Below are 16,992 nucleotides of genomic sequence, written 5' to 3' on the forward strand. Positions count from 1 at the left end.
GCGCGTTCCTAAGTTTCTTGTCGCTGGTGCGCACCCGCCCCCACGGGAGGGCGGGTGCCGATTTCGGTGTCGGTGGCCCTCGGCCAGGCGGCTTGATCCGCCGAGTTCGGCGATGGTGCGGTCGATGGCTGCACTCCACCTGGTCTAGAACCGCGGTCGGCGCGCACCCAGGGCTTGGTAGGCCTGGTGCGCGTTCGGCTAGGGGGCAATGAGTGCGGCGGCCGCTTCGGCGGTTTCCGGGTGGGCGCGTATTAGCGAGCCGACCGCGGGTGAGGGTGCGGTTGTCGTGGTTTCCGCTGGGTTCGGCCAGGACGGGTCGTGGCCCAGCAGGGTCGCTACCGCGGAAACGGGCTCACGGTGCGTGGCCAGGAACGTTGCTATCGCTGTGCTGGTCGGGGTTGCTCGCTGGGGCTCGGGAGGTTTCGGGGAAGGAGTCCAGGGCGGTGTCCAGGCGTCCACGGCCGAGAGGGTGGCTGGGAAGGTGCGGTCGGCCTCGCGGATCAGGACGGGGAGCATCTCCGCGGCCTGGTCCTTGAGCGTGGTGATCAGCCTGGGCAGCCAGGGCAGCAGGATCGTGTCGGGCAGGCGGGCGAATGCCTTGGACAGCAGCTCCACGACCAGCGGGGACAGCGACGGGACGGCGTCCAGGGCCTGCACGAAGCCGCTCAGGTACTGCGGGAACGCACCGACCAGCATGGGGTTGTCCAGCAGTTCGTCGCAGCGCCGCCGCAGGTCGGAGAGCGGGAGCAGGCCCAGCTGGGACTCGGCCGCCCACAGCAGGGCGACCTTGGCCGGGTCCTCGGGATGGGACTGCTTGACCGCCAGTTCCAGCTGGGTGTGGTCGCACCCCAGCGAGATCGCCAGGCTTTCCAGGCTGACCAGGAAGCCCAGCATCGCCGCGACCTGCCGTACGCCCGTGTCGTCGGCGGTGAACGCCGTGGGCAGCAGCGTGCAGTAGTGGGCGTAGCCGGTGGTCACGAAGTCCTCGCACCAGCGCGGAAGAGCCGGTTCCGTCGCCCTGTAGTGAGTGAGGAGCCGGCGGACGCGGCGCAGGACTTCGGGGGCGTCGTCCACGGTGCGTTCGGTCGAGAGCAGTTCGACCGCGCGGGCGCCGAGTTCGTTCGTGAAGCGGCGGCTGCGCAGGTAGAGGAGGGATTCCTCGACCGCTTCCAGTGCCGTGGCGGCCGTCGCCTTCGGGTTGTGGACGGATTTGCGCAGTCGCTGCTCCAGGACCTGCTCGACGGTGACGCCCTCGTAGCCGAGTTCGACGAGGTACCGCTGGTTGCGGCCGATCGCCAGGTCCCAGCTCTCCTGGATGGGGCGTTCGCCCAGGCGGCGCGAGCCCATGATCGGGCGGACGGCGTCGTCGGGCAGGAGGCGGCGCAGGACCCACAGAAGGTCGGAGCAGGGTTCGAGGCCGGGCTCGGTCGCGAAGTCGAGCAGGGCCCGCTGGATCTGGCGTTTGTCCAGGGCGAGGCCCAGCGGACGGAGCCGGTCGAAGACGTCCTTCGCCAGCGGCGGGAGCGCCTCGTAGCCGACCTGGCCGATCCGGTCGCCGCCGAGCAGGATCTCGCACAGCCGCCGGACGTCGCGGCGGCCCGGCACCGAGTCCTTCTCGATACAGGTGATCGCCGCGTCCTGGAAGTCGTACGGCGTGGGACGGGCGCGCCCCCGCAACCCGGCCAGCAGGATCGACGTCTCGAACACCGCGATCGCGTCGGCCGTGCTGGACAGGTAGCCGTTGCGGCGCGCCAGCCGGACGATGTCCACGCACCAGCCGAGCAGCTCGGCCTCGTCCAGGCCGTCCGGCGCGGGCGCGTTCGACAGGAACCCGCTCAGCCGGTCGGCCACCGGAGCCGAGGGGGCGAGCGCCGGCGGCTTCGGCGCGGCGGTCTTGCGCGTGCCGCGCTGCCCGGCCAGGCGGAACGGCTTGACCCGCGTACGCTTGAGCGCCTTTTCCCAGGTCGTCGCGGCGACCGACACCGAGCCCGGCGCCAGCCCGAACTGCGCCTCGATCGCCGAGTGGCTGGACGGGATCAGCCCGTACTGCCACCGGGTCGCGGTGCGCGGCGCGATGTCGAAGCCCGCCGTGGACCGGAGCCCGAACTGCTCCACGCGGCTGGCGGCGTGGAAGGCGCCGCACACGTGCAGGCAGCGGGACGGGTCGGCGCCGGACGAGGCGAGGTGCTCGCGGATCCGCGTCCACATGTACCGCTCGCGGTCCTCGTCGGTGGCCAGGCGCCGGTCGCCGCCGGGCCGCAGCCGCCGGAACAGGCTGCCGATCAGCACCATGACCTGCCGGTAGGTGTCGTGGTCGGCGCCGGTCAGCGGCTGCTCGACGTACTGGTCCCACCATTCGGACCAGTGCCGCACCTTGCCGTGCCGCAGCAGATGCTCCTCCAGCTCGGCGAATCCGGGACGCAGATCGCCGATCTCGATCCCGACCGCGTCACCGTGCAGGGCCCCGTCGTCCTCGTCCTCACCCGCTCGGACGGGCGACTCGTCGGGACGGTCCAGGGGTTCCCACTGGAAGACGTGGTCGGACGAACGGTCGACCAGCACCAGCTCCACGTCCGGAGTGTCCAGTGCGTAGGCGATCGCCTGGTACTCGGCCGACGCCTCGGTGATCGGCGCGACCACGCTCAGCGGAGCCTGGTCCTGCGGGAAGCCGTCCAGTTCGGACGCGAACGCCTGCAACGCCACGGGCAGCCGGCAGTTGCGCAGCTCGTCCAGCAGGGGACGCAGGTCCTCGCACAGCTCCAGGTAGATCACCTGCGGCTGCTTCTCCCGCAGGCGCCGCGCCATCGCCAGCGCCGAGGCGGGCGAGTGATGGCAGACCGGGAAGATCTCCAGCTCCTCGCGCAGCGCCCGGTCGACGTCGTCCACCAGCCCGGCGAGAATGTCCGGCAGCCCGCGCGGCCCGCCGGCGAACTCCTCGGCGGCCCCCAGCAGCTGCTCCCGCAACGCCCCGAACGGCCCGGTCGAGGCCCCGCCGGCGGCCCGGGTGGTCACGGCGTCCGCCACGTTCTCGACGGATCCGACTTCGCTCACGCCTGCCCCGCTTTCCTCTCGGCGGCCCTGCTCGCGTCGCTCTCGGCCATGACGGGCTTGGTCATGACGGGCTTGGTCATGACGGGCTTGGTCATGACAGCTTCGCGATCGCTTCGCGGCCGCCTTCCAGGAAGCCCTCCCAGGGGCCGCCCTCGTCCTTGCGGCCACGGGGCTCGACCACGCCGTGCCAGAACTTGTTGAGGATGGCCAGGTCCTCGGGGGAGCGGCGGGCGAGTGATCCGACGAGGGAGCCCGCCAGGGTCTCGGCCTTCAGGGCGCGGTCGCCGAAGAACTGGCTGTGCAGGATCGCGTCCTCCAGCACGCCGATCTGCTCGGCCGTGGACAGCGCCGACTCCAGTTTCTCGTCGTCGCTGGTGGCCGAGGTGGACGCGGCGCGCAGGTCGGCGAAGCTCTGCAGCAGGATGTCCAGCAGCGTCGGCGGGACGTCCAGCTCGATCGAGTGCCGCCGCATCAGCTCGGCAGTGCGGAACCGGACGATCTCCGCCTCGCTCTTCTTGTTAGTCACCACCGGGATGCGGACGAAGTTGAACCGCCGCTTCAGCGCCGACGACAGGTCGTTGACGCCGCGGTCCCGGCTGTTGGCCGTCGCGATGATCGAGAAACCGGGTTTGGCGAAGGCGATGTTGTCATCGTCCAGCTCCGGGATCGAGACGTACTTCTCCGACAGGATCGAGATCAGCGCGTCCTGGACGTCGCTGGTGGAGCGGGTCAGCTCCTCGAACCGGCCGATCACGCCCCGCTCCATCGCGGTCATGATCGGGGACGGGATCAGCGACTCCCGGGACTGCCCCTTGGCGATCACCATGGAGACGTTCCACGAGTACTTGATGTGGTCCTCGGTCGTGCCGGCCGTGCCCTGGACGACCAGGGTGGAGTTGCGGGAGATCGCGGCGGACAGCAGCTCGGCCAGCCAGCTCTTGCCGGTGCCGGGGTCGCCGATCAGCAGCAGGCCGCGGTCGGACGCCAGCGTCACGATGGCGCGCTCGACGAAGCTCCGGTCGCCGAACCACTTCTGGCCGATCTCGCGGTCGAGGCCGTCCGAGCGCTCGGACCCGAGCACGAACAGCCGCACCATCCGGGGACTGAGCCGCCAGGCGAACGGCTTGGGACCGTCGTCGACCGACTCCAGGTAGTCGAGCTCCTCGGCGTGCTTGACCTCGGCGGGCGCGCGCAGCAGTTCGTCGGACATCGCTCTCCTCGTCTCTCAGGACGTCGGGCAGATCAGGTTTCCGGGTGCGGCGGCGTTCTCCGGCAGGTCGGGTTTCCGGATGCGGCCGCGTTCCCGGGCGGTCAGAGTTCTGGCAAGGCTGGTTCGTGCTCGGGACGGTTCTTGTCTGGAGACGCGAGCGCCGACTCAGGGCTCGGCCGCCACAGGAGGTCACAGGAGGTCACAGGAGGTCACAGGAGGAAGTTCTTCAGCTCGTCCACCAGCTTCTGGATGCGGCCGGAGATCACCGGGGTGCCGAGCCGCTTGAAGCGCTCCCGGAACCACGGGTTCACGATCTGGGTGCCCGAGCTGGTCACCGACCCGACCGGGATGAACTTCACCCCCGACCGGTGCACCGCCTCGATCCCCTCGAACAGCGGCTGCGAGGCCTCGAACTCGTAGAAGTCCGAGATCCACACCATCACCGTGTTGCGCGGATCGGTGATCTTCGGGCGGGCCATGTTCATCGCCACCGGCCCGTCGTTGCCACCGCCGAGTTTGGTGCGCAGCAGCACCTCGAACGGGTCGTGGACCCACGGCGTCAGGTCCAGCGCACGCGTGTCGTAGGCGATCAGGTGGACGTCCACCTTCGGCAGCCCGGCGAATATCGACGCCAGGATCGTGCAGTTCACCATCGAGTCGACCATCGAGCCCGACTGGTCCACCACCACGATCATCTTCGCGGGCGTGGTGCGCTTGGCGGTCTGCTTGTAGAACAGCCGGTCGACGTACAGCCGCTCGTCCTCGGGGCTCCAGTTGGTGAGGTTCTTCCAGATCGTGCGGTCGATGTCGAGGTTGCGGAACACCCGCTTGGGCGGGACGGAGCGGTCGATGGTCCCCGACGAGGACTTCTCCACCTGCGTGCGCAGCACCTGGGCGACCTCGTCGACATACCGGCGGATCAGCGACTTGGCGTTGGCCAGCGCCACCCCCGACAGGTTGGCCTTGTCCCGCAGCAACTGCTCGATCAGCGACATGCTCGGCGTGAGCTTGCTCGCCAGCTTCGGATCGGCCAGCACCTCGCGCAACGCCATCCGCTTGACGAGGTCGCCCTCCATCTCCGCCAGCGTCCCCGCGGATTCCTGGGCGCCCTTCTCGCCGAGCGCCGCCTTAAGACAGGAGGCGTCCTTCTGCCAGGCCGCGAGCTGGGTCGCCGTCACGTTGCCTTTGCTGTTGCAGGGCGCGAACACGTTGAGGAGCAACTTCGACACCAGCGCGGCCCGCCGCACCTGCATGGCCGAGCCACCGGAGTCGTCCGCGGGCGCCATCAGGCCGTCGAACTCCGGCTCCAGTTCGGGGAACCGCTGGAGGACGTTGTCCATCGAGACGCCCGGGTCGAGCAGCGCCGGAGGCAACCCGAGATCGTCGACTATCGCGACACTGGCCGATTCGAGCGCGGGCTGCTCATCGGGCGCGAACAGCCGCGCCATCAGCCGCCAGTAGAGCACCTGCCGCCGATTCGCATCCGGCCCTCCCGCAGCCTCGACGCCCTGCGCCCCGGCCGGGCCCTCGACGCCCTGCGCCCCGGCCGCGCCGTCGACGCCCTGCGCACCGGCCGCGCCGTCGACGCCTTGCGCCCCGGCCGCGCCGTCGGTCTGCGCCACCGCCGCGCCGACCCCGTGCGTCCCGGCTTCACTGCCGGCCTCCGGCCCGTTCTGCAGCTCGGTCATTTCCGCAGCAGCCTTCCCGCGCGTTCGCGCAGCACGGCCACGGCGTCACCGGCGCGGGCCTCGGCCTTCACGACCTTCGGATCCGTCGGGCCGAGCGCCCAGTCCCCCGTGTGCGCCTCGACCGGCTTCTTCTTGATCGTGGCCTGGAGCGCGAGGGGCTGCAGCAGCCACCGGCGGCCGTCCCAGCGCACCAGTCCGATGCAGGCCGTGGACGCCTTCACCAGCGATGGTGTGATCGGTCCGCACGCCGGCAGCCGACCGCTGTCGATCTCCAGGGTGGTGCCGTCGAGCGAGACGGCGCCGTCGTCGTACCGATAGCCCTCCAGCAGCACCGGCTCGGCGATGCGCACCGGATGCCGGTCCAGCGGCGGGACGGAGGGAGCGGTCGCCTCGCCCAGCTGGACCCGGGCCGTGGTGAACGGGTCGGCGGCCTCTCCGGCCTGCGCCGCGTCCTCCCGCCAGAGCAGGTCGCCGCCGACGGTCAGCGGCATGTCCACCACGTCCAGGACGCGCCGTTCGGCCAGCGCCGCCAGGAGCACGGGATAGGCGTAGAGCAGCCGCCACACCGCTGGACCGACGATCGTGTCGACCTTCGCCGCCGCCACACCAGTCCGCACCAGCCGCGCTTCGCCGCCGTCCGCGGGCTCAAGCACCCCGTGGACCTGCACCTGGACGGCCGTTCCGTGCTCGTGGACGTCCACGCCCAGCACCAGTAGCCGTCCCGACACCGGCTCCGCGCCGCCGCCCGTCCACGATCCGGCGCGGGCGAGCAGGACGGCCCGCGTCCACAGGTCGGCCCAGCGCCGCTCGGGTACGCGCTCCATGGTCGCGACCGGGCAGGACGCACGCAGCTCCGAGGCCAGACCGTCGAGCAACACCGCGAGCCGCCGCAGCGACGGTTCGCCCCACAGCCCCTCGATCGTCTGACCGGCCGCCGAGACCAGGTCGTGGTCGACGCCGCGCCACCCGGCGATCGCCAGCTCGTAAAGCCACGACCGCGCCCCGGCCAGCAGATTTTCGGGCGCCGTCCCGGCGCTGGGCTTGCCGGCGCGCTCCTCCCAGGGCGACCTCGACCTGCCCAGTGCGCCGTCGAGGCGTTCCAGCAGGGCGTCGTGGACGGCGCCGAGCAGCGCGGCCCGTCCGCCCGCCAGCGCCGCGAGCCGGTCATCCCCGATCGACCCGGCGACCACCTTCTCGGCCGCCTCGCCCACCGGCCCGCCGAGCGGCGAGCCGGCCAGCGCGCCCGCGAACGCCGACAGCGCCGCCGCCTGCCGGTCGCCCATCCGCCCCAGGCCGCCGGTGAGCGAGCCGTCGAACCCGGCCACCAGGTCGAGCGCCTCATCGACGGCCTCGGGCGCGCCGCCGACCAGTTCCCGCAACTGCACCGCGAGCATCAGCCCACCGCCCCCGCCGCGGGGAACCACTGCAGCTCGGGAACCGGCTCGGTGCTTTCCGGTACCTCCAGGTAGGCGAGATGCCGCAGGAACCGGCTGAACACCGCCGCCGCGGGCGCCGGGTCCTTGTGGCTGTTCAGGCAGTCGATGAGGTCCTTGCCCTCTCCGACCTCGACGCGCAGGTAGCGGGCGACCCGTTCCTGCCCGTACTGGCGGATGCCCTCCGTCACCAGCGCGTCGAGGTGCTTGCACAGATAGAGATCGGACAGCCCGCCGCACGGCCGGTTGTTGTTGGTGCTGCAGCTGTTGCCGTGCGTCCCGGCCGTGATGGACGAGACGTACACGCGGGACGCGTCAGACCCGCTCGACACCACGCCCTGCAACCGACCGTCCGCCAGTTCGACGAACGGCACCTTCGCAAGCTTCCGTGCCTGGACGGGCGGCACCACCCTCACGGTGCTGTGCCGCTCCCACGCGCCGTCGTCCTCGTCCAAGACCCATGCCTCCAATCGGCCCATCGCGATGATGCGTTCGATGATGTCGACCGCCACCGACAGAATCCGGCGCCCACCCGTCATGGATCTTGACCCGCTCACCCGAAGAAGGCGCTGAGGTCGACGAGCAGCAGGTCAGGGGCCTCCAACGCAGCGAATTCCCGCCCCGGTCGAACTCCGACCAGCGCACCACATCGTGGATCTTCCCCGCCAGCGCGAAAGGCCGGTCGGGAACACAGGGGTCCCCGGCGGGGAAGGTGAGGACGCCCGCTGACGTGACCGCAGACGACGCTGGATCCGTGAGCGGCGGCCTCCGAACGCCTGGGCCGAGCGACGGCCAGGTCCGGCAAACGCCAGATGATCGATTCCAATGGGATGCCGTCAGATCGTCCAGAGGCGTGGACAGGTCTGCTCGATGGGCCATCCCGGCGAAGACAACAGCCGTTGGGCAATTCCTGGCCGACGGCGTCGACTCCGCAGTGATCAAGATCAACAACCCCCGACCCTCACCTCCCAGACCCAGCTCGACCGCCTACCCGGCTACGAGACGCACCGCATGGTTCACCGCGCTGAGAACCCGCGCAGATCCGGCCGCCTGTTCCCGGTCGCCGCGGCACGCCGCAAGGAACACCGCTGGAAGGGCGGACAACATGACGTCGAAACCTGGTCCTGGCACGTCGACCGTCCTGCCTGGGTGAGTGGGTTGGTGTGCTGGCACAGTGCTGGTGTTGACGACTACTTGGCGATCAATAGGGCCAACTGGGACGAGCGGGCCCCGGCCCATGCCGATTCCCCCGACTACGGATTCGATCAGTTCCTCAACGACCTCGGGCACCTCAGCGGCGTCGTCCGGTTCGACCGCCCCCGCCTGGGCGATCTGACCGGGCTACGTGCCGTGCACCTGCAATGCCACATCGGCACCGACACCGTTTCCCTGGCGCGCCTGGGCGCCACGATGAGCGCCCTGGACTTCTCCGCGGCCGCGCTGCACCAGGCGCGGCGACTGGCCACCGGCACGGGAAGCACCATCGACTTCCGCCAGGCCGAGGTCTACGACGCCGTCGAGGTCTTCGGCCGGGAGAGTTTCGATCTGGTCTACACCGGGATCGGCGCCCTGATCTGGCTGCCGGACGTGGCCCGCTGGGCCCGCGTCGTCGCCGACCTGCTGCGACCGGGCGGCCGCCTGTTCATCCGCGAGGGCCACCCCATGCTGTTCACACTGGACGAGACCACAAGCCCGCCCAGCCTGCGCTACCCCTACTTCGAAACCACCGAGCCGCTGATCTTCGACGAGCCCGGAACCTACGTGGAAACCGAGACCACCTTCACCCACGGGCTCACCCACGAATGGAACCACGGACTCGGCGAGACCATCACCGCGCTGCTTGAGGCCGGGATGCGGCTGACCGGCCTGACCGAGCACGACAGCGTCCCCTGGCAGGCCCTGCCCGGACACATGACCACGGACGAGACCGGCGAATGGCGCCTGACCCACCACCCCGAACGCCTGGCCGCCAGCTACACCCTCCAAGCAGTCAAGCAATAGACCACGACACACCCACCCCACGTACGCACAACGCCCTCACCTGCCCCAGAGTGTTACCAGCCTGCCCGCAGCTTGACGCGCTAGGCGATGATCGGTCGTGGGGTGCCCCGGGTTCGGTGAAGTCCTTTGATGTACCCCGAGTTTTGTGGTGTCGGGATACCGGAATCTCATATGAGTAGTCGGACTGAGTGGTCCTTGTATTCGATCGGGACCAGTCGGCCTGGGCCCGGTTGACCAGGTGTCGCGGCGGAGGAGGTCGCCGCACATGTGGTCAAGGTGGGCCGTCTGGTTCCTGGGCAAGCGCCGTCCGCGCCGCCGCGAACGCATGAAGAAGCGTAAGCGGGGCCGCAAGCAGCAGCCAAGAGGACGGTCACGGGCGCGTCCATCCCGGCAGATTGGGCACCCGCAGCGGCACAACGCCCGGCAACGCGCCGGACAACCGCCATGTTCTGACCCCACGATGCTGAGGGAATGCTCATTCCAGAGCCGCGCGGCTTCTTCGTGCATGACCCACCACACGGAAGGCGATAACTGAAGACAGATTTCGCGCGTCGGGCCGTGTCCGATGCCGAGCATGCCTTCGTTCAGAGTGTGACGGCGTCGAATGGCTTGCGGAGTCGCGGCCTTTTGGAGCGGGCCCCAGACAGGTCACGGTCAGGGCCACATACAAGATCAGCGACGATCCCAGATCTGGGGGTTGTTGCTGGTGGGGTGCGCCGTCAGGGACTTGAACCCCGAACCCGCGGATTAAGAGTCCGCTGCTCTGCCAATTGAGCTAACGGCGCGTGTCGGCGGGCCTGCGGGCCCTTGCGACAGGAAGAACAGTATCAGGAGCCGCGGACCTGTGCGAACCGGTTTAGTCCCTGGCGGGGAGGACGCTGACCATGCCGCGCCAGAGGGCGATGGCGGTCGCGCGGGAGCTGACGCCGAGCTTGGAGTAGATGCGGTTGACGTGGTTCTTGACGGTCTTCTCGCTGAGGAAGAGCTGGCGGGCGATCTCCCCGTTGGAGCGTCCGGTGGCGATGAGGTCCATGACCTCGGACTCGCGGGCGGACAGGCCGAGGGTCGTGCGGGAGGCGGCGCGGACGCCGCGGATGAGGTCGGGGACGGTGAAGGCGCCGGGGACGAGGTGGCCGCAGGCGCCGGCGCGGAGGGCGTCCTGGGCGGCGGGGTCGTCCGCGCCCGCGAGGACGAAGACGCGGGAGGTGTGGCTGAGGGGGCTCGCGTGCCCGGCGGCGGCCGCGTCCAGCAGGACGATGTCGGGGCGCAGGCGTTCGGCCAGGGAGAGGGCCGCGGCGGGGTCGGGCGTCTCGGCGACGACGCTGAGCTCGTCGCTGGCGTCGAGCAGGGTGGTCACGTCGGCGCGGACCTGGGGGTCGCCGTCCACGACGAGGACGCGCAGCGGGGCCGTCTCATCGACACTCATCCGAAGCCCTTGGGGTGTCGTTGGCATGTATAGGGACGGAGCATAACGGGCCGATCATCCAGAGTCGACGCATCGAGCACGACGAAGGCCCCGGCCGAGTGGCCGGGGCCTTCGTCAAAGGGTGAGTGAGGGGACTTGAACCCCCGACATCTTGGACCACAACCAAGTGCTCTGCCAGCTGAGCTACACCCACCGTGGCCGGGATCGGTGCCCGGCTCCCAGTAGTGTAGCGGCTCCGGGCCGGTGGGTCAGCCTGAGGCGACCCTGGCGGCGACGGCGCGGGCGGTTTCGGAGTCGGGGCCCGGCTGGGGGACGAAGACGGCGGCGCGGTAGTAGCGCAGTTCCTGGATGCTCTCGGTGATGTCGGCGAGGGCCCGGTGGCCGCCCTTCTTCTCCGGGCTGGCGAAATAGACGCGGGGGTACCAGCGGCGGGCGAGCTCCTTGATGGACGACACGTCCACCATGCGGTAGTGGAGGTGGGCGTCGAGGGCCGGCATGTCGCGGGCGAGGAACGAGCGGTCGGTGGCGATGGAGTTGCCGCAGAGGGGCGCCTTGTTGGCCTCTTTGACGTGGGACCGGACGTACTTGAGGACGATGTCCTCGGCCTCGGCGAGGGTGACTCCGGACGGCAGCGCCTCGAGCAGGCCGGACGTGGTGTGCATGTCCCGGACGACCTGCTTCATCTGGGCGATCGCCTCGGGCGGGGGCTTGATCACCACGTCGACGCCCTCGTCGAGGATCTTGAGTTCGCTGTCGGTGACCAGTGCGGCTATCTCGATGAGCGCGTCGTCGCGCAGGTCGAGGCCCGTCATCTCGCAATCCACCCACACAAGCCTTGTGTCCGTCATGTGCCCTCTCACCTGCGGAGATCCTCTGGAACCCCGACCGAAACCCCGAGGAAATTCCAGCGGATTCCAAGCCCGTCGCAGCAATGCCGCGTCATCTGTCGCGGCACGGCCGACTCCACCATCAGGCCAGGTTACGCCAGGTCGAGGGAACTTCTTCCACCGATCAGGGGCCGATCCCGGAATCCCCATTGGCGCGGTGGGCGATGTGGCCGGGGATCGGGATTCCCGGGCGCAGGGCCGGGTCGGGGGACGGTTCGCCGAATGTCTGGTGCACGGGGACGACGCCCGCCCACACGTCGAGCGCGTAGTCCTCGTCGTCGTCGCTGGGGCCGCCCTGGCGGATTTTGACGGACGCCTCGTCCAGGGAGAGGGCGAGTACGGAGACGGCGGCCATTTCCTTGCGGGTGGGCTTGCGCGCCACGTCCCATTGGCCGGGGCTGAGGTTCTCGGTGATGGCGCGGAGGCCGGCCAGTTTCTCGTCCGGGTCGTCGACGAGGCGGGGAGTGCCGAAGATGACGGCGCTGCGGTAGTTCATGGAGTGGTGGAAAAGGGACCGGGCGATGACGATTCCGTCGACGTGGGTGACGGTGACGCAGACGTCCTGGGACGGCCCGGCCCGGAGGCTGCTCGCCCCGGTGGAGCCGTGGAGGTAGAGGGTGTCGTCCAGGCGGCCGTAGCCGGTGGGGATGACGCGTGGCGAGCCGTCCACGATGAGGCCGAGGTGGCAGATCATGCCGTCGTCGAGGACGCGGTGGAGCTCGGAGCGGTCGCGGGCTGCGCGTTCCGGGAGCCTGCCGATGCGGGTGCGGGCGGTCGGTGAGAGTGGCGTCATGGACGTTACGCTAGAAAGAGAGTGGCCTGGTCGGTAGGGCCACTTGAAGCGGATAGCGGGAGACCACTTTGTCGATCGACCTGCCCCTCGTCGTGGACCGGGACGGGGATGAGCCGATGAGCGCCCAGCTGGTCGGCCAGTTGCGCACGGCGATGGGGGAGGGGCGGCTGGCCGCGGGCGAGCGGCTTCCCGCCAGCCGGGCGCTGGCCGGGCTGCTCGGGGTGAGCCGGACGGTGGTGACGGAGGCGTACGAGCAGCTGTACGCGGAGGGCTGGCTGGAGGGCCGTCATGGGTCGGGAACCTATGTGACCGACGGCGTCGCCGCTCCGCGGCCGCTGAAGCCGCAGCCGACGGTGACGAGATCGGTTTTCAGGACGGCCGCCCAGCACGAGATCGACCTGCGGCCGGGGCTTGCGTGGGTCGGGGCGCTCGACACTCCCGCGTGGCGGCGCGCATGGCGGCTGGCGTCCGGCATGCCGCCTCAGCAGCGCCAGGACCCGCACGGCTTGCAGGGCTTGCGCGTCGCACTGGCCGACTACATCAGGCGTAGCCGCGGCGTGGCGTGTCCCGTGGACGGGCTGCTCGTCACGAGGGGCGCGACGAACGGGCTCGATCTGCTGGCCGCGACCGTCCTGCGTCCGGGCGACCGGGTGGGGGTGGAGGAGCCCGGCTACCGGCGTGCGCGCGCGGTCCTGGCGGGACGCGGCGCCGAGCTGGTGCCGTGCCCGGTCGACGAGCACGGCCTCATCGTCGACGGCCTCCCCGATGATCTGCGCCTCGTCTACACGACGCCGTCGCACCAGTTCCCGATGGGCGGCGTCCTGCCCGTCCCGCGCCGCCAGGCCCTGCTCGCGTGGGCCAGGCGCACGGGGGCGCTCGTCGCGGAGGACGACTACGACGGCGAGTTCCGGTACGACGTCGCGCCGCTGCCCGCGCTCTACGGCCTCGACCCGGACGTCGTCGTCTACCTCGGCACGACGGCCAAGATCCTCACCGCGGACATGGGGGTCGGCTGGCTGGTGGGCCGCCCCGACCTGGTCGGGGAGATCGCGCTGCGCCGCGAGGAACTGAACGACCGAACCGCCGTCGTCCCGCAGGACGCGCTCCGGCTCCTGCTCGAACGCGGCGACCTGGACCGCCACGTCCGGCGGATGCGCGGGGAGTACGCGCGGCGGCGGGACGTGGTCGTCCGGACGCTGGACGGGCTGCCCCTGCGTGGCGACACCGCCGGGCTGCATCTGGTCGTGGACGTCCCGGCGCACCTGGCCGGACGGGTCGTCCGCGAGGCGGCGGCACGGGGCGTCCTCGTGGAAACACTGGAGCGCCACCACGCGGGGGCGCGGCGGGCGTCTGGGCTGGTCATCGGGTACGGCTCGGCGGCCGGGCCGGCCGAGCTCCGCAAGGGCTGCGAGGTCGTCCACGAACTGGTGGCAACGGGGGCGAGGTGAGGGGCGCCGGGCGGGCGAGGCGCCGGGCGGAGCAGCGCGGCCGTCAGTTGGACATGGCGGACTGCGCGACCGGTACCGGCTCGGAGGCCGGGGGGAGCCGTCCGGGGGGCTGCGGATCGTTCTGCGGTGGGCGGACGGGCTCGGACGGGCGCGGGCTCCGGGGCATGAGCCGGGGCGCGGGCGCGGCTTCCGGGAGAGGCGCGCGGGGCTTCGGGATGGGGGCGACCGGGGTGTCCGGTCCGGTGATGCGGCGGATGTCGATGCCGCCCGGGTCGGGACGGTCGACGAGCGGGACCTGGGACGCCCCGTAGTGCCCGCCGCGCGCCCAGTCCTTGCGGCCGCGGTGCGCGTGGTACGACTGCGGCGACGGCAGCGGGGGACCGGCGGGCCAGCGGCGCGCGACGCCCCACGCGTCCAGCCATTGGACGATCGCGTCGAGGCCGGTGAGCAGCGCCCCGGTGAACGGCGCCCTGGACTGGGCGACCACCATGATCTGCAGGCAGACGCGCCCCTCGCGGCCGACCCGCCCGCCGAGCAGCCGCGCGGCGCGGGTGGCGGGCAGGAGCTGGACGATCTCGCCGGTGCCGGGGTGCCAGACCAGGTGCGAAGGCCGATCCTCCTTGATCAGGTCGGCGGCCACCGAGCGGGCGGAGACGGTGCGCGGATCGTGCTCGCCGGCGCACCAGACGACCCGGGGTGCGCCTCCTCGCAAAGCTCCGCCGTCCTGTCGCGCCGGCATGCGGCCGGCTCCCGGCAGCCATGCGTCTGCCACGGTGCGTCCCCCCCAATCGGGCGGTCTAGTCCCGAATGGTCTAGTCCTTGACGTCTGCCCGGCGGGACATTCGTAGTCCAGCCCGCCGCCATGGGCCGGATATGACGGCTATTGACCTCCGCGCCGGGTAGTGCCCACTCTGCTCGGGTGTCGTCGCAGATGCGTACCCCGGGTGTCCGTCGAATCCACCTGACGTCCCTTTTTTCCTGTGAGAGTCTCCCGGAATCGCCCGTCCGATTGTGGCCGCCGCCATGTTCGCGCAGGTCAGAGCGAACTCTGGAGGCCAGGTGAAGCCTTCCTGCAAGTCGGCCGGAAGTGGCCGGAGGATTACGGACCGCAGGGAGGAGACCGCCGGGCGGGCCGGGGACAGCCCCGGGACGGGCGGGACGGCTCGGGCGGGCCGGGGGCGGCTTCACAGCTCGGACCGAGCCGCGTTCTAATAGGTCGTCATGAGCGTTGACGCAGAGCAGCCGGCAGGGACCCCGTCCGAGGTCCCCGGGATCGACGTCCCCCGCCTCGCGGACTGGCTGGCCCGCGAACTGCCCGAATCGGGGCGCATCGCCGCGATCGACCTGATCGCGGGCGGGCGCTCCAACCTCACCTACGCGATCACCCTGGACGGCGGCCGCCGCGTCGTCCTGCGCAGGCCGCCGCTCGGGCACGTCCAGCCGACCGCCCACGACATGGGACGCGAATACCGCGTGCTGACCGCGCTCGGCGGCGGGACGGCCGTGCCGGTTCCCAGAACGCTGGCCTTGTGCGACGACGAGGACGTCATCGGCGCGCGCTTCTACCTCATGGACCACGTCGAGGGCCGCGTCCTGCGCAGCCGCGAGGACGCCGAGGACATCGCCCCCGAGCGGGCGCGCGGCCTCAGCGAGGCGCTCGCGGCGGCGCTCGCGGCGATCCACACCGTCGACGTGGACGCCGCCGGCCTGGCGGACTTCGGGCGTCCGAGCGGCTACATGGAGCGCCAGCTGGCCCGCTGGAGGAGGCAGTGGGACGGCTCGCAGGAGGCCATCCGCGCCACCGGAACCGTCCGCGACCTGCCCGAATACGACCGGCTCGGCGCCAGGCTCGCCGAGCGGATGCCGCCCGACCGGCCGGCGCGGCTCGTCCACGGCGACTTCCGGCTCGACAACGCCCTCGTCCGGCTGGAGCCGCGTCCCGAGATCGCGGCCGTGGTCGACTGGGAGATGTCGACGCTCGGCGACCCGCTGTCCGACCTCGGGCTGACGCTCGTCTACTGGGCTGAGGCGGCCGACGCCGACGAGCTTCCGGTCGGCGCCAAGATCACCTCGGCGCCCGGGTTCTTCACCCGCCGCGAGTTCATCGACCGGTACGCGGCGCTGACCGGGTCCGACCTCGCCGACCTCGACTTCTACGTCGCGTTCGCGTGCTTCAAGCTCGCCGTCATCCTGGAGGGCATCCACGCCCGCTACCTGCAGAAGGCGACCGTCGGCGAGGGATTCGACCAGATCGGAGAGGGCGTCCCGGTGCTGTTGCGACGCGCGCACCGCACCCTCGACACCGGCTCACTCTGATCACCGACCGGCCCGAACAGCGTCCGACCGGCCAAGACGCCGCTTGGCGCGCACCCGCACTCCCAAACGGATGCGCGCCCGCGGCGTTCCTGAAACGTCGCTAGCAGATGTAGGACACCGAGGCGGAACCACCGGACGAGAACGACACAGACCCGCTCTGGCCGCCCAGGCAGATCGTCGGTTCGTCGCGCGACACCCGCACGCCTCCGCTCTGCCCCGCGCCGAGGTGCCCGGAACCACCCGCCTGAATCGGGCCGGACGTACCGGTCACGCGCCAGTTCACCGGGCCGCCGACCGCGGTGATCGTGATGACGCAGGAGCCGCTTCTGCCCATGCTGCACCCCGACTCCACCCGAAGGTTGCCCGGCCTAGGGGGCCTGGGGTCGTCGGTCTTCGTGGGAGGCGCCTTGGTGGTCGGGGTCTTCGAGGGCGTCTTGGACGGGGTCTTCGACGGCGACTTGCTCGGGGACGCCGACGAATCCGTCGGGGACGGGCCGGTCGGCGCCGGATCGGTGCCCGTGCTGGACCCGCCGCCCGGCACCGCAGGGTTGTCCGCGGACGCGTTCGACCCGTCGCCGCCGCCGAGCCACGACATCGCGCCGACGAACAGCACCACGGCCCCGATGGCCACGGCGACCGCGGCGATGAGCGGGGCGCGGCGGCGCGGGGCCCGGTCGCGGGCGCGGGCGGGCGACGGCTCGTAGGGGAGCGGCCAGCCGTTCGACGAGTACGGCTGGCC

Annotated in this window: 12 protein-coding genes, 2 tRNA genes and 1 pseudogene; 3 read left to right on the plus strand and 12 right to left on the minus strand. The window is 71.0% G+C overall.

Annotated elements, in window-relative coordinates:
* Positions 1-198: 198 nt before the first annotated feature.
* The 5 genes from ACH35V_RS34605 to ACH35V_RS34625 form a co-directional block, all read right to left on the minus strand.
* Positions 199-3,012 carry a DUF5682 family protein gene (locus ACH35V_RS34605; RefSeq protein WP_395979089.1) on the minus strand — a complete coding sequence of 938 codons (2,814 nt, stop codon included), beginning with the start codon at positions 3,010-3,012 and terminating at the stop codon, positions 199-201.
* 130 nt (positions 3,013-3,142) lie between these two features.
* A complete protein-coding gene (locus tag ACH35V_RS34610; protein ID WP_395979077.1) occupies positions 3,143-4,261 on the minus strand; it encodes an AAA family ATPase in 1,119 nt (372 codons plus the stop codon).
* A gap of 209 nt (positions 4,262-4,470) precedes the next feature.
* Positions 4,471-5,709 carry a VWA domain-containing protein gene (locus ACH35V_RS34615; protein ID WP_395979090.1) on the minus strand — a complete coding sequence of 413 codons (1,239 nt, stop codon included), beginning with the start codon at positions 5,707-5,709 and terminating at the stop codon, positions 4,471-4,473.
* 236 nt (positions 5,710-5,945) lie between these two features.
* Positions 5,946-7,343, minus strand: coding sequence for a hypothetical protein (locus ACH35V_RS34620; protein WP_395979078.1), 1,398 nt, complete (start codon positions 7,341-7,343; stop codon positions 5,946-5,948).
* Positions 7,343-7,861, minus strand: coding sequence for a hypothetical protein (locus tag ACH35V_RS34625; protein ID WP_395979091.1), 519 nt, complete (start codon positions 7,859-7,861; stop codon positions 7,343-7,345). The genes ACH35V_RS34620 and ACH35V_RS34625 overlap by 1 nt, the downstream gene beginning before the upstream one ends.
* Before the next feature lie 391 nt (positions 7,862-8,252).
* Here ACH35V_RS34625 and ACH35V_RS34630 point away from each other — a divergent pair, with 391 nt between their 5' ends.
* On the plus strand, positions 8,253-9,383 hold the full coding sequence (locus ACH35V_RS34630; RefSeq protein ID WP_395979079.1) for a class I SAM-dependent methyltransferase: 1,131 nt from the start codon (positions 8,253-8,255) through the stop codon (positions 9,381-9,383).
* Between the two features lie 712 nt (positions 9,384-10,095).
* On the opposite strand, the gene ACH35V_RS34635 is transcribed toward ACH35V_RS34630, so the two are convergent.
* The 5 genes from ACH35V_RS34635 to ACH35V_RS34655 form a co-directional block, all read right to left on the minus strand.
* Positions 10,096-10,168: transfer RNA gene (locus ACH35V_RS34635), tRNA-Lys, on the minus strand.
* Positions 10,169-10,239: 71 nt separating this feature from the next.
* Positions 10,240-10,809: a response regulator transcription factor gene (locus tag ACH35V_RS34640; protein WP_395979080.1), complete on the minus strand. Its 570-nt coding sequence runs from the start codon at positions 10,807-10,809 to the stop codon at positions 10,240-10,242.
* A gap of 120 nt (positions 10,810-10,929) precedes the next feature.
* Positions 10,930-11,002 (minus strand) — tRNA-His (locus tag ACH35V_RS34645).
* Between the two features lie 55 nt (positions 11,003-11,057).
* A complete protein-coding gene (gene orn / locus ACH35V_RS34650; protein WP_395979081.1) occupies positions 11,058-11,657 on the minus strand; it encodes an oligoribonuclease in 600 nt (199 codons plus the stop codon).
* A gap of 163 nt (positions 11,658-11,820) precedes the next feature.
* Positions 11,821-12,489 carry a pyridoxamine 5'-phosphate oxidase family protein gene (locus ACH35V_RS34655; protein ID WP_395979082.1) on the minus strand — a complete coding sequence of 223 codons (669 nt, stop codon included), beginning with the start codon at positions 12,487-12,489 and terminating at the stop codon, positions 11,821-11,823.
* A 68-nt stretch (positions 12,490-12,557) separates the two neighbouring features.
* Between ACH35V_RS34655 and ACH35V_RS34660 the strand changes: the two genes are divergently transcribed.
* On the plus strand, positions 12,558-13,937 hold the full coding sequence (locus ACH35V_RS34660) for a PLP-dependent aminotransferase family protein (RefSeq protein WP_395979083.1): 1,380 nt from the start codon (positions 12,558-12,560) through the stop codon (positions 13,935-13,937).
* A 43-nt stretch (positions 13,938-13,980) separates the two neighbouring features.
* On the opposite strand, the gene ACH35V_RS34665 is transcribed toward ACH35V_RS34660, so the two are convergent.
* Positions 13,981-14,676 (minus strand): hypothetical protein, encoded by a 696-nt coding sequence (locus ACH35V_RS34665; protein ID WP_395979084.1) that lies wholly within the window; start codon positions 14,674-14,676, stop codon positions 13,981-13,983.
* Between the two features lie 482 nt (positions 14,677-15,158).
* On the opposite strand from ACH35V_RS34665, the gene ACH35V_RS34670 reads away from it, so the two are divergent.
* The gene (locus ACH35V_RS34670; RefSeq protein WP_395979085.1) at positions 15,159-16,253 is read left to right on the plus strand and encodes a phosphotransferase family protein; all 1,095 of its coding nucleotides are present in this window, start codon (positions 15,159-15,161) and stop codon (positions 16,251-16,253) included.
* Positions 16,254-16,353: 100 nt separating this feature from the next.
* Here the strand turns inward: ACH35V_RS34670 and ACH35V_RS34675 are convergent.
* A pseudogene (locus tag ACH35V_RS34675) lies at positions 16,354-16,992 on the minus strand (hypothetical protein); the annotation flags it as partial.

It is taken from the genome of Actinomadura sp. 1N219, from assembly GCF_044326405.1.
Classification (GTDB): domain Bacteria; phylum Actinomycetota; class Actinomycetes; order Streptosporangiales; family Streptosporangiaceae; genus Spirillospora.

Coding starts and splice junctions, on each gene's coding strand:
- ACH35V_RS34610 (WP_395979077.1), bottom strand. CDS start 4,261: ATGTCCGACGAACTGCTGCGCGCGCCCGCCGAGGTCAAGCACGCCGAG.
- ACH35V_RS34655 (WP_395979082.1), bottom strand. CDS start 12,489: ATGACGCCACTCTCACCGACCGCCCGCACCCGCATCGGCAGGCTCCCG.
- ACH35V_RS34620 (WP_395979078.1), bottom strand. CDS start 7,343: ATGCTCGCGGTGCAGTTGCGGGAACTGGTCGGCGGCGCGCCCGAGGCC.
- ACH35V_RS34615 (WP_395979090.1), bottom strand. CDS start 5,709: ATGGCGCGGCTGTTCGCGCCCGATGAGCAGCCCGCGCTCGAATCGGCC.
- ACH35V_RS34640 (WP_395979080.1), bottom strand. CDS start 10,809: ATGAGTGTCGATGAGACGGCCCCGCTGCGCGTCCTCGTCGTGGACGGC.
- ACH35V_RS34670 (WP_395979085.1), top strand. CDS start 15,159: ATGAGCGTTGACGCAGAGCAGCCGGCAGGGACCCCGTCCGAGGTCCCC.
- orn (WP_395979081.1), bottom strand. CDS start 11,657: ATGACGGACACAAGGCTTGTGTGGGTGGATTGCGAGATGACGGGCCTC.
- ACH35V_RS34665 (WP_395979084.1), bottom strand. CDS start 14,676: ATGCCGGCGCGACAGGACGGCGGAGCTTTGCGAGGAGGCGCACCCCGG.
- ACH35V_RS34630 (WP_395979079.1), top strand. CDS start 8,253: ATGGGCCATCCCGGCGAAGACAACAGCCGTTGGGCAATTCCTGGCCGA.
- ACH35V_RS34625 (WP_395979091.1), bottom strand. CDS start 7,861: ATGGGCCGATTGGAGGCATGGGTCTTGGACGAGGACGACGGCGCGTGG.